This window comes from Streptomyces sp. NBC_01257, assembly GCF_035917255.1.
Classification (GTDB): domain Bacteria; phylum Actinomycetota; class Actinomycetes; order Streptomycetales; family Streptomycetaceae; genus Streptomyces.
The window spans coordinates 1,573,612-1,585,642 of record NZ_CP108472.1 but is presented as its reverse complement, the minus strand read 5'-3'; the positions used below and the strand labels follow the sequence as shown (position 1 = coordinate 1,585,642).

The 12,031-nt window shown below is 69.7% G+C and carries 12 protein-coding genes; 4 read left to right on the top strand and 8 right to left on the bottom strand.

Annotation, left to right across the window (positions count from 1 at the left end):
• Positions 1 to 12: 12 nt before the first annotated feature.
• The gene (locus OG408_RS06365) at positions 13 to 768 is read right to left on the bottom strand and encodes an enoyl-CoA hydratase family protein (RefSeq protein WP_266776266.1); all 756 of its coding nucleotides are present in this window, start codon (positions 766 to 768) and stop codon (positions 13 to 15) included.
• A gap of 136 nt (positions 769 to 904) precedes the next feature.
• On the opposite strand from OG408_RS06365, the gene OG408_RS06360 reads away from it, so the two are divergent.
• Entirely contained in the window at positions 905 to 1,825 is a 921-nt protein-coding gene (locus tag OG408_RS06360; protein ID WP_266776264.1) for an SDR family oxidoreductase, read from the top strand.
• A gap of 87 nt (positions 1,826 to 1,912) precedes the next feature.
• Here the strand turns inward: OG408_RS06360 and OG408_RS06355 are convergent, their stop codons facing one another.
• The 7 genes from OG408_RS06355 to OG408_RS06325 all read right to left on the bottom strand — a co-directional run bounded on the left by OG408_RS06355 (position 1,913) and on the right by OG408_RS06325 (position 8,142).
• The gene (locus OG408_RS06355) at positions 1,913 to 2,617 is read right to left on the bottom strand and encodes a class I SAM-dependent methyltransferase (protein ID WP_326668781.1); all 705 of its coding nucleotides are present in this window, start codon (positions 2,615 to 2,617) and stop codon (positions 1,913 to 1,915) included.
• Between the two features lie 208 nt (positions 2,618 to 2,825).
• The gene (locus OG408_RS06350) at positions 2,826 to 3,206 is read right to left on the bottom strand and encodes a hypothetical protein (RefSeq protein WP_326668779.1); all 381 of its coding nucleotides are present in this window, start codon (positions 3,204 to 3,206) and stop codon (positions 2,826 to 2,828) included.
• A gap of 198 nt (positions 3,207 to 3,404) precedes the next feature.
• Positions 3,405 to 4,208: an MBL fold metallo-hydrolase gene (locus tag OG408_RS06345; protein WP_326668776.1), complete on the bottom strand. Its 804-nt coding sequence runs from the start codon at positions 4,206 to 4,208 to the stop codon at positions 3,405 to 3,407.
• Positions 4,209 to 4,380: 172 nt separating this feature from the next.
• Complete coding sequence (locus OG408_RS06340; protein WP_266776256.1) at positions 4,381 to 4,650, bottom strand: PqqD family peptide modification chaperone; 270 nt, start codon at positions 4,648 to 4,650, stop codon at positions 4,381 to 4,383.
• Between the two features lie 789 nt (positions 4,651 to 5,439).
• Entirely contained in the window at positions 5,440 to 6,204 is a 765-nt protein-coding gene (locus OG408_RS06335) for a thioesterase II family protein (protein ID WP_266776254.1), read from the bottom strand.
• 78 nt (positions 6,205 to 6,282) lie between these two features.
• Positions 6,283 to 6,519 carry an acyl-CoA carboxylase epsilon subunit gene (locus OG408_RS06330; protein ID WP_266776252.1) on the bottom strand — a complete coding sequence of 79 codons (237 nt, stop codon included), beginning with the start codon at positions 6,517 to 6,519 and terminating at the stop codon, positions 6,283 to 6,285.
• A gap of 12 nt (positions 6,520 to 6,531) precedes the next feature.
• Entirely contained in the window at positions 6,532 to 8,142 is a 1,611-nt protein-coding gene (locus tag OG408_RS06325; protein ID WP_326668773.1) for an acyl-CoA carboxylase subunit beta, read from the bottom strand.
• Between the two features lie 517 nt (positions 8,143 to 8,659).
• Here OG408_RS06325 and OG408_RS06320 point away from each other — a divergent pair.
• From OG408_RS06320 to OG408_RS06310, 3 genes are all read left to right on the top strand, one after another.
• On the top strand, positions 8,660 to 9,547 hold the full coding sequence (locus OG408_RS06320; RefSeq protein ID WP_266785993.1) for an ACP S-malonyltransferase: 888 nt from the start codon (positions 8,660 to 8,662) through the stop codon (positions 9,545 to 9,547).
• A 333-nt stretch (positions 9,548 to 9,880) separates the two neighbouring features.
• Positions 9,881 to 10,744: a sugar phosphate isomerase/epimerase family protein gene (locus tag OG408_RS06315; protein ID WP_326668771.1), complete on the top strand. Its 864-nt coding sequence runs from the start codon at positions 9,881 to 9,883 to the stop codon at positions 10,742 to 10,744.
• Positions 10,745 to 10,793: 49 nt separating this feature from the next.
• The gene (locus OG408_RS06310; RefSeq protein ID WP_326668769.1) at positions 10,794 to 12,023 is read left to right on the top strand and encodes a cytochrome P450; all 1,230 of its coding nucleotides are present in this window, start codon (positions 10,794 to 10,796) and stop codon (positions 12,021 to 12,023) included.
• The last annotated feature ends 8 nt before the right edge of the window (positions 12,024 to 12,031 follow it).

The window sequence follows — 12,031 nt, the reverse complement described above, 5'->3', positions numbered from 1 at the left end:
TCTTGTCCTGTGTCACGTCTGCTGCTCCTTGTCCGTGCCGAAGGTGTCGCGCACGCGGTCGGCGACGCCACTGAGGTTGGCCTCGAAGGTGAAGCCCTGCTCGAAGCGGTAGCTGCGGCGTACGTCGACGGGGTCGATGCCGTTGATGGCCGCCTTGGCCAGCCTGATCAGATAGCCGTCCTTGGCGGCGATCTCCCGGGCCAGCCCGAGGGCGGCGCCGGCCAGCCGGTCGCGCGGGACGACGCTCCACACCGAGCCGTGCCGGTGCAGCTCCGCGGCCGTCACGGTGCGCGAGGTGTAGTACAGGGTCCGCATCAGATGCTGCGGAACCAGCCGCGCCAGATGCGTGGCCGCGCCGAGCGCGCCCCGGTCCAGCTCCGGCAGCCCGAACGTCGCGTCGTCGCCGGCCACGATCGCGTCCGCGTTGCCCACCAGGCCGATGCCTCCGCCCAGACAGAAGCCCTGTACGGCGGCGACCACCGGGACCTCGCACTCGTAGACCGCGGCGAACGCCTCGTAGCAGCCCCGGTTGGCGCCGATCAGCGCCTCGGGCCCTTCCGTGCGCTGCATCTCCTTGATGTCCACGCCCGCGTTGAAGCCGCGGCCCTCGGCGGTGAGGACCACGCAGCGGACGGCCGGATCGGCCCCGGCGGCGCGGAGGGCGGCTGCGAGGTCGTACCAGCCCTGTACGGGCAGCGCGTTGACCGGGGGGAAGTCCACGGTGACGACGGCGATGCCCTCTTCCGGGACGGAGGTGGAGACACCCATGAGCAGATCAGCTACCTTTCCACCTAACGTTTGTTTGGTTCAACGTAGCAGCGATGCGGACGCCGCGGGAGAGCGTCGTGCCACTCGGTGGTGCGGCACCCCGCTCCTCGCTCATGGATGGGAAAGGACACTCGTCATGACCTCAACGACCGCTCTGTGCGCCGGACGTGTCGCCGTCGTCACCGGTGCGGGCCGCGGCCTCGGCCGCGCCCATGCCCTGGCCTTCGCCGCCGAGGGGGCGAAGGTCGTCGTCAACGACCTCGGTGTGGGACTCGACGGCTCCGGATCGGGTACGGGCCCCGCCCAGCAGGTGGTGGAGGAGATCCGCGCGGCCGGGGGCGAGGCGGTCGCCCACAATGGGGACATCGCCACGTCCGAGGGCGCGGCATCCCTCGTCGCCGCCGCGCTCGACACCTTCGGCCGGCTCGACACCCTCGTCAACAACGCCGGGTTCCTCCGGGACCGGATGCTGGTCAACCTCGAAGAGGACGACTGGGACGCCGTGATGCGCGTCCACCTCAAGGGCCACTTCCTGCCGCTCAGGCACGCGGCGGCGCACTGGCGCGGCGAGGCGAAGGCCGGCCGGACGCCCGTGGCCCGGGTCGTCAACACCAGTTCGGGCGCCGGGCTGCTGGGCAGCGTCGGCCAGGGCAACTACGCCGCCGCGAAGGCGGGCATCATCGGTCTGACACTGGTGTCCGCCGCCGAGATGGGCCGCTACGGGATCCAGGTCAACGCCATCGCCCCGGCCGCCCGGACCCGGATGACCGAGTCGGCGTTCGCCGGGACGATGGCGGCTCCCGGCGAGGGAGCCTTCGACGCGATGGCCCCGGAGAACGTCTCACCGCTCGTCGTCTGGCTGGGCTCGGCCGCCTCCGCCGGGGTGAGCGGCCGCGTCTTCGAGACCGAGGCCGGACGGATCACCGTCATGGAGGGCTGGCGGCCCGGCCCCACCGCCGACAAGGGGGCGCGCTGGACCCCGGCCGAGGCCGGGGACGCGGTGACCGGTCTGCTGGCCGCGGCCGAGCCACCGCAGCCGGTGTACGGCGCCTCCTGACACCACCGCGGCAGGGGATGGTGGAGCGGCATCACCATCCCCTGCCTCATGGTGGGTTGCGGTCTTCGGAGCCGGCGGCGGATCGGCTCACGGAGAGGCGTCCTGGCACCGACGTGCGAGATGGAGGGTGACGTCGGCGACGAGTCCCACCGTTCCGGGCAGGACCCGCATGATCTGGTCGAACGCCTGCTCCCGTTCCGCGGCCGGGAGGATGAGGTAGGCCGAGACGGTCGAGAGATGACCGATGTAGTCGGGCGCGCTCATAGTCACCCGACGCTCGATCACCGACTGCCGCACGTCGGTGAACCACTCGGACCGTTGGAGTTCCGTACCCGGCCACTGCATGTCGTGCTCGGGCGGTGTCCCGTCCGGGGACGGGATCTCGTCGCTCTCCAGGAACGGCTCCCGTGCGGCCTGAACGGCCGCCGCCACCCCGGGATCGGCCAGTCGGACGGACCCGCCGAAGGACGCGAACACGCCGCCGGGCTCCAACAGCGCGGCCATCCGCGACCACCTGCCCTCCGGACTCGTCCAATGCAGCGCGGCAGCCGCGTACACGAGCCCGTACCTCACACCGGGTCGCAGGTCCTCGAACGCGGCCTGCACCGTCCTGACACCGGCCGGCACGTGCTTCCGCAACTCGGCGAGCATGGCCCCGTCCGGCTCCGTGGCGGTGACCCCGACCCCTTGCCGGGCGAACAGGCGCGTCGCCTTGCCCGTCCCGGCACCGATCTCCAGGGCGGTGGTGACCGGCTGCCCCGCATACCCCATCACCCTGTCGAAGAGCTCCATGGAATACCCGGGCCGGAAGCGTTCGTACGCTTCCGCGATGTCTCCGAAACTCAGCGCGCGACCGGACATGCCGAACATCCTGGCACGACGGCCGGCGGCGCTCGGCCGGGAAACCCCGGCCGAGCGCCTGTCCGACCTGTTCGCAGCCTGATCAACCGGCCAGGTGTGGCAACGCCCCCCGCATCCGCTGCCCTGCCCCGGCCGCGTACTACGGGCGGTTGAGGCGGACGGAGTTGATCGGGGTGAGGTTCGGGTCGTCCCAGCCGCCGGCGGGGATCCGGCCGGCGGTGCAGCTGCCGCCGTCGTACTTGAGGCAGAGGTCCGCTGAGGCGCCGCCGGTCTGGTTGTTGATCACCCAGTGGTAGTTCTTCTGATTGGACAGGTTGTGGGCACCGTACGACCAGAACGTATGGGTCAGGGTGGCGCTGCTGGCGGGCTTGCCTTCGGCGTAGATGCAGACGGCGCCGGACGGGCAGCCGTAGAGGCTGGCGGCGGCCGCGGCGTTGACGGTGCCGGCTCCCGTCATCAGGGTGGCGACGGCGCCGGCCGTGGCCACCGATGCTCCGAGCATGATCTTCAGGTTCCTCATGGTGATCCCCTCATCCTCTTCTGTCCGAAGGGGACCTGACGGCGTGCCTCTGACAGCCCTCGAATGCCCTGGCCGCCGAACCGATTCCGGCTCCGGCATCACCGGGCGTCCCCCTCGTAGGTGATGGGACCAGCATCTGGCCGGACGCGCGGCGGGAACACCTCTGACAAGTGAGGTTGACCGGCCCCGCCGGGTGGGTCAGCGGGTGACGAACGGCTCGGTCAGATGCGGGGTCGCGAGGTGGAGCGTGTCGGCGGCCCGGTTGCGGAGCAGCTCTGCCCTTGAGGCCCTCGCCCGGGCAGGGTCCATTTCATGTGCGTAGGCGAGTTCGGGGTGGAGCAGCTGGATGGCGTGCACGAGCACATCACCCGTGACAGCGACCAGTTCGCGCCCGGACGCGACGAGCACGCTCTGGTGTCCGGGCGTGTGCCCCGGAGTGGCGCACACGCTCTCGCCGCCACGCAACGACGTGTCACCGTCGAGGAGCCGTAGCTGATCAGTCTTCCGGAGCGGTTCGATCACAGCGGACCGCAGGTGCGGGTTGATGTCCTCGATCGCGTCGACCTCGGCCTGCTGCAACAGATATGCGGCGTTCGGGAAGAACGGCCGCATCTCCTCGCCGCCGACGACGGCCCAGCCGATGTGGTCGGTGTGCAGGTGCGTGAGCACCACGGTGTCCACTTCGGACGGTTCGATACCCGCGGCGGCGAGCGAGTACGGAAGCACCCCGGGCACGGGCGCCCACGAGGCCGCCGGGCTGTCGGCCGGGCCGATCCCCGCGTCGACCAGCGTCACGCCCCGGTCACTGCGGATCGCGAACGCGCGGAACCGGAGCTGCCAGCGCCCTTCGGCATCGAGTGCGCCAGGATCGAGTCGGTCGGCCGCCGCCCACTGCTCGGTGGTGGCGTCGGGGAACGCCTCCGACCTGGGGGAGAAGAACGGGCCCGCGCCGTCGTCGAGCGCGGTGACGGTGTACGGGCCGACCTGGAGGGAAGGGGGCATCCACAGATGGTGCCATCGGCGCGCGGCCCACGACCAGGCGGGTGCACCGGAGTTCACTGTGCCGACAACACGGACCGGCAGGTGCGGTTGAGCTCTCGGCTGACCGAAACCGCTCAGCCGGGGCGTGTCGCCGATTCTCCGTACCGCGCGCGTTCGAACGGAGCCCCGAAGCTCAGGGCTCGTCGCGGACCAGGCCGGCGTCCCGCAACTCGCTCACCCAGATGTCCATGTCGGTACGGGTGTTCTCCGGGTCCGTGCACCACAGCTCGGCCAGCATCTCGGCGGCCGGGCCGAGTTCGCCGTTGTGCTGGCGCAGCGCGATCCACATGGCTGCGGCGACGGGGCTGCACCGGTAGATGGCGCCGTCCGCCGCGGTGAGGAATTCGAGGTACCCGTCCTCGGTGACGCGCGAGGTGACGCCGTGCTCTGGTCGTAGCGGCACTCTGGCCTCCGTAGTCAATAACCGGTCAGTGACGGCCAACCGGGGAGGAGGCGTGACCGTGTACACGGGGCGACGATCGGTGTCTGTCCGCACGGCGTAATTCGCCGGCGTTTCCCGGGATTGCCTCGCGCATCGGCTTACAACGGCTGCCCTGCAATTCCTGGCGGGCATGCGACGCACCGCATCTGTTGCCGAGCGCCGGTCCGTCAGGAATTGCGGGACAGCCCTTGGGGCGGCTGCCCGATGCCACGATAGACGTTAGTCTAGTACAGTCGTCTAGATTCTGGTGAGGGAAGCACAACTCTGTCCGGAATGCAGCGACTCTGTCGGGGATCGTGTGTGCGGCCTATTTGCCACGTCGCCACCAGCATTCCCAGGTCAGGTCCCGGGCGTCGAGAAACTGCCGGAAAGCCGTGAGGCTTCGGGCCGAGGTGATGGCGGCCAGGACTTGAGTGGAGCCGGTGCGCTGCTTCCCGCGTTCGGTGACCATGCCGGCCTCTCGCATCCGCTCCACCGACAGGGAGGGCAACCGGTCCGCACGGTTGCCCTCGCACAAGCGGTCACGAGAATCGGTCAGCACACTGTGGTGGAATCCCGGATCGTCCCGAGACCTTCAAGAGCCCCGACAGATTGGCTCATTGCCCGATATACGAAGTCGGCCTGCCCCGGAAACGATTCCAGGGCAGGCGGGAGCGGGTTCAGGAAGGGATGCCGGTCATCGGCGTCCTGTGGGGGCCCACTCATCGGTGACCGGGACCGGCGGACGGATGGCCCGCCCGTCCCGGTCACTCAAGATCCGACCGTCGACGTGCTCGTGCGGGCGCGGATCAGATCGAGGACCGTGGCCACGTGGGAATCGAGGAAGAAGTGGCCGCCGGAGAACACCTTCAGCTCGAACGAGGCCGTGGTGTGCTCGCGCCATGCTTCCGCCTCGTCGACGGTCACCTGCTGGTCCGCGTCACCGACGAGTGCCACGACGTCCAGCCCGAGCGGCGGTCCCGGCCGGTAGCGATAGGTCTCCGCGGCCTTGTAGTCGCTGCGGATGGCGGGAAGGATCATGCGCAGAATCTCGGGATCGCCGAGCACTGCGGAATTCGTGCCGCTCAGCTGGGTGATGTCCGCGATGAGGCGGTCGTCCGTCGCCCGGTGCACGCGCTCGTCGCGCACCCGGGAGGGTGCCCGGCGGCCGGAGGCGAAAAGGGTGACCGGCGATGTCCCCTCGGCCTCCAGCCTGCGGGCCACCTCGAACGCGAGCGTGGCCCCCATGCTGTGGCCGAACAGAGTCAGCGGCAGGTCCCGCCAGGAGTCCAGCTCCCCGACGACCAGATCGGCCAGCTCCTCGATGTCCTCGACGCAAGGTTCGTGTCTCCGGTCCTGTCGGCCCGGGTACTGGAGGGCGAGAACGTCGATCGCCGGGGACAGCGCACGCGACACCGGGAAGTAGTAGGTGGCCGATCCGCCTGCGTGTGGGAAGCAGACCAGGCGGGTGCGGGCCTCGGGAGCCGGATGGAAGCGCCGTATCCAGGGGCCGGTCTCACGTGATTCATCCGTCATCAGTGCTTTACGTCCTTCTGCTGTGGCTGTGGTCGCAGCGGTAAGGGGGGCAGGGGTGAGGCGGGACCGAGCCCTGGCTCACCGCGCCGCCCAGCTTCCCGGCGGCCGGTAGCGAAGAGATGTGCTCCACCGGGGCGTCGTGCCCCGGCGGGTGTCAGGGCCGGCCGTCCGCACGCGGCGCAGGCTCAGCAGTGCGGCCGTCACCGCGGCGATCTCCTCGGCGGACGGCGCACCGCCGAGGAAGCGCAGCGCCGGCCCGGTGCGGTCCGGGTTCGCGGCGTCCGGTGCGGGGGAGCGGGCGGCAGTGGTCATCATCGGTCCTTAGGCTCAGGTCGGGGGATTGCCGTGCTTGCGGGCCGGTACGTGTGCGTCCTTGGTCCGCAGCATCGCCAGGGAGCGCACCAGTACCGCGCGGGTCTCGGCCGGATCGATCACGTCGTCGACCAGGCCGCGCTCAGCCGCGTAGTACGGGTGCATCAGTTCCTGCTGGTATTCCTTGATCCGCAGCTCGCGGGCCGCCGCAGGGTCCGGTGCGGCGGCGATCTCCCGGCGGAAGACGATGTTCGCGGCGCCCTCCGCGCCCATCACCGCGATCTCGTTGGTCGGCCATGCGAAGGACAGGTCGGTTCCGATGGAACGCGAGTCCATCACGATGTACGCCCCGCCGTATGCCTTGCGCAGGATGACCTGGACACGGGGGACGGTCGCGTCGCAGTAGGCGTAGAGCAGCTTCGCGCCGTGCCGGATGATGCCCTGGTGTTCCTGGTCGGTGCCCGGCAGGAAACCCGGCACGTCGACCAGCGTGACCAGGGGGATGCTGAACGCGTCGCATGTCTGGACGAACCGTGCCGCCTTCTCCGATGCGTGGATGTCCAGCACCCCGGCCTGCGAAGCGGGCTGGTTGGCCACGATGCCGACCGTGTGGCCGTCCAGCCGGGCCAGCGCGCAGATGATGTTGGTGGCCCACAGCGCGTGGACCTCGAAGAAGTCCTCGTCGTCGACGATCTCCCGGATCACCGCACGCATGTCGTAGGACTGGTTGGCGTGTTGCGGCACCAGGTTCAGCAGTGCCTCGCACCGCCGGTCCGCGGGGTCATCGGTCGGCGCCTCGGGCGGGAGCTCGCGGTTGTTGGCGGGCAGCAGCGAGAGCAGGTGCCTGACCTCGTCCAGGCACTCCGCCTCGTCGTCATACATGAAACCGGCCGCGCCGGAGACCGTCGCGTGGACCTGCGCCCCGCCGAGCTCCTCGTGCGTCACGCGTTCGTTGGTGACGGCCTGGACCACGTCGGGCCCGGTGATGTACATCTGTGAGATGTCCCGCACCGTGAAGACGAAATCGGTGAGTGCCGGAGAATAGGTGGCACCACCCGCGCAGGGCCCGAGGATCACGCTGATCTGCGGGATCACCCCGGACGCCCGGACATTGCGGCGGAAGATGCCGCCGTATCCGGCGAGCGCCATCACACCCTCCTGGATACGGGCACCGGCGCCGTCGCTCAGCCCCACCAGTGGGGCGCCGGCCGAGATCGCCAGGTCCATCACCTTGTGGATCTTCTGGGCGTGAGCCTCGCCCAGCGAGCCGCCGAAGACCCTGAAGTCATGCGCGTACGCGAACACCGTACGGCCGTGCACCTGGCCCCATCCGGTGATCACCCCATCCCCGCTCGGCCGCCGCTGCTCCAGGCCGAACCCTGAGGACCGGTGTCGTCGCAGGGGTTCCACTTCCTGGAACGTACCCGGGTCGAAGAGCAACTCCAGACGCTCGGGCGCGGTCAACTTGCCCCGGGCATGCTGCTGTTCCGTCGAACGCGGGCCCATACCCTCGCGCGCCGCCCTCTTCAGCTCCGCCGCCTGAGCCACCAGCGAACGCAGGTCCGGCCGGTGCTCTGCGGGAGTATCACCACCGCTGTCCGACGGGGCGTCCTGAATGACTGTCATGGTCCCACCCATCCACATGTCGACGGTGCGCGGTGGCTGCTCGCACCGGCGCAGGATTCGGATAACCGTCCCTCATTCAAGGCCCGTTGCGATCCCCGCGCCCGCCCCTAAGTTGTCCGGAGCCCCCCTAACCTCGCCCTTCCGGGTCCGAGAACCTCCGGCGCCGCGCGAGTCGCCACCACCTCGCCGCCCCGGCCGGGACCGGCACCCTTAGGGGCTCTACGGGGTATCGCACGATGGAAGCGAAGTGCCTTTGCGTCGCCCGGACGGCAACGTGCCGAGGGCCCAACATGACCGGATGTCAACGGAATTCGGACCCGCGAACCTTAGGGGTTTTGGCGGCAGCGGGCAGACCCCAGCCTGGATCCCGACCAGTTCGGAAACGAAGCCCCTCGGGCTGATCGCTCCTGAACGACGTGCTGAAGGGCAGGACACCATGAGACACGACTTCCGCACCGACGGTGCGCTGGTCTTCCCCGGCATGAGCCCCACACGCTTTCAGGATTCCGCCAAGTTCATGCTGATCAACCCGGTGGCCCGGCGGCTCGTCGCCGAGGCCGACGACGCGCTCGGCTACTCACTGGTCGACCGCTACCGCGACGCGGAGGGCGACTACAGCGAGTACGCGCAGGTCGCCTTCCTCGTCAACTGCCTGGCCCTCGCCACCTGGGCGCAGGACCGGTTCGATCCGGAACCCGCGCTCTGCGTCGGCCCCAGCTTCGGAGGAAAGACCGCGGCGGCCCACACCGGCGTCCTGGACTTCGCCGACGCGGTGCGCCTGACCGCCGGCTGGGCCAGGCTCCTGGACTCCTGGTTCGCCGAGAACCACCAGGACGTGGTCACGCACTCCTTCACCCGCGTCCCGCGCCCCGAACTCGACCGGGTGCTCGCCGAACTCGACGAGCTCGGTGAGTGGTACGAGATCGCCTGCCACGTCGACCAGGACTTCTACATGGTGTCGCTGCGCGAGACCGTGCTGGAGCGGCTCGGCAAGCGGCTGCGTTCGGTCGGTGGCCTGCCGCTGTACACGATGCGCCCGCCCATGCACGCGAGCATCTTCGAGCCCCTGCGCCGGCGGGCCGAGGAGGAACTCTTCGCCCCGCTGACCTTCCACGATCCCCGGATACCCGTCGTCGCCGACCAGGACGGCGCCCTGCTGACCACCGGCGACCAGGTCCGCACCATGCTGCTGGACGGCTTCGTCCGTCCGGTCCGCTGGCCCGCCGTCGTCGACGCCCTGCGCGGACACGGAGTCCGCAGGCTCTATGTCGCCGGGCCGGACAGCCTCTTCGGCCGGGTTCCCGTCACCACCGGGAACTTCGATGTCGTCGCGGTGGACCCGAGGACAGCCCTTCAGCCCGTCCGCCGGAACCTCGCTTCCCGATCCGGAAGCGAAGCGGCATGAGCGACGGGAGGTGTGACGTGGCAGCACCGTCGGTCACGGACAAGGGCCCCTATGACGTTGACGCGCCGGCGTGCGAGGGCGGGGACGGCCTGCACGTGCCGCTTCCCCTCGGCACGTTTGCCGTCGTGGAGCCGGTCGGGGGTCGGGAGGGTGCCAGGAGTGCCGCCTCCTGCGAATGGCCGGCGTAGACCCGGAAAAAGGTAGAGCCGCCTGACCGGGGGCCCGGTCGACCCGGCCCCGACGCACACACCCGGCGGGACGCGCCCAGGCCGGCGCCGCGCCCCCGCCGTCCCCACCAGGACCGGCCGCGGACTCATGAGCGAGAGGTACACCATGACCCTTCTGACCAGGACCGACCTGAGTTTCGCCTATCTGCAACTGACCGGGTCGGTCTGGCAGGAGCCCGTCCGGCACACGCTGGAGGAGCGCCTGGCGGCGCTGGCCGAGAACAACTGCGTCTCGATGGGCATGAGTGTCGAGGAGCTGGAGGCGTTCCTGGCCGACCAGTCGGCGGACAAGCTGCGCGGCCTGCTCACCGAGTACGGGGTCCGGCTGCACGAGCTGGAGGTCCTGTTCGGCTGGAACGCCGGGCCGGAGGAGAGCGGCCCCGCCCTGGAGTCGGAGAGTCGCCTGTTCGACCTGGCCGTCCTGGCCGGCATTCCCTCGGTCAAGTCCTGCGCCGTCTACCCGACGGGCGTGGAGATGCCCCCCACCGAAGTCCTCGCCGAGCGCTTCGGCGCGATGTGTGACCGTGCCGCCGCACGCGGGCTGAACATCTCCCTGGAAGCCATGGCCGTGATGCCCGGCTTCACCTACCAGGTCGCCTCCGACATCATCGTCGCCGCCGACCGTCCCAACGCCGGTCTGCTCATTGACATGTGGCACCTCTTCCGCGACCCGACGGGCGTCGGCTCGGTCGACCAGCTCACCGGTGCGCAGATCGCGGCCGTGGAGTTCGCGGACGCTCCGAGCACCCCGTCGCCCGACGTCATGAACGAGGTCCTCAGCGGCCGCCTGCTGCCCGGCGACGGCGACTGCGACATCACCGGGCTGCTGCGCACGCTGGACGCCAAGGGTGTCGACGTCACCCCGTCCGTGGAGGTCCTCTCCGCCGACCTGCGGGCGCTGCCGCTCAGCGAGAACATCGCCCGCACCGCCGCCGCCGTGCGCGCCTCCATCGAGAAGGCCCGTGGCTGAGAGCGCCGTCCCCTACCCACCGAGCGCAGAGACCTCTGGAGAAGGAACCATGTCCGATCTCGTCGACGCATGTCCGCACGCCCAGCCCCGCCCGTTCCCCCTGGAGCGCACCGGCTGCCCCCTGGACCCGGCACCGGAGTACGCGGTGCTGCGGGAGACCGAGCCGGTCTCCCGGGTCAAGCTCAAGTTCAACGGCCGTGAGGCATGGCTCCTCACCCGGTACGAGGACGTCCGGCAGATGCTGGTCGACCCGCGGTTCAGCTCCAACATGGCCGACCCCGGCTACCCGCTCCAATTCCACTTCCCCATGGAACTCCTCGGCAAGGTCAAGCCGGCCCTGCTCCACATGGACCCGCCGGAGCACACCGCGCACCGCATGATGCTCATGCCGGAACTCAGTGTGAAGCGCGTCGAGGCGATGCGGCCGCGTACCCAGGAGATCGTCGACGAATGCATCGACGCGATGCTGGATCAGGGCGGACCGGTGGACCTGGTGTCCATGCTGTCGATGCCTGTGCCGTCCATCGGCATGTGCGAGCTGACCGGCGTACCGCACGAGTCGCGCGACCTGTTCCACCGCTGGGTCACCCTCCTCGTCACCCAGGGCAGTGCCGAGGAGCACGCCTCGGCCAACGCCGAGGTCGAGGTGCTGCTCTACGAGCTGATCGCCGAGCGGCAGAAGAACCCCGGCGATGACCTGATCAGCAGCCTGCTCCAGCGCAACGACCAGAAGAAGGAACTGGAGCCGTCCGACATCAGCGCCCTGGTGCGGGCCATGATCGCCGCCGGTCACGAGAGCACCGTCAACGGCATCACCATCGGTGCCCTCGTCCTCCTCCAGCACCCCGAGCAGGCCGACTGGCTGCGCGCGCATCCCGAACTGTCGGGCCAGGCCGTTGACGAGCTGTCGCGCTACTCCAGCATCTCCGACCACGGCACCGTCCGTGTCGCGCTGGAGGACGCCGAGATCGGCGGCCAGCTGATCCGCAAGGGCGAGGGCGTCATCTGCTCGCTCTCCGCCTCCAACCACGACCCGGCGGTCTTCAAGGACCCCAACACCCTGGACCTGACCCGCCGCGAGGCGCGGCACAACGTGGCCTTCGGCTTCGGACGTCACCAGTGCGCGGGCCAGATGCTCGTCCGCATGCAGCTGGAGGTCGTGTTCACGACCCTGCTGCGTCGCATTCCCGGACTGCGCCTCGACGCGGCCCTGAACGAACTGCCCTTCAAGGCCAACGCCCTCATCGACGGCGTGCACGAGCTTCCGGTGACCTGGTAAAGGAGTTT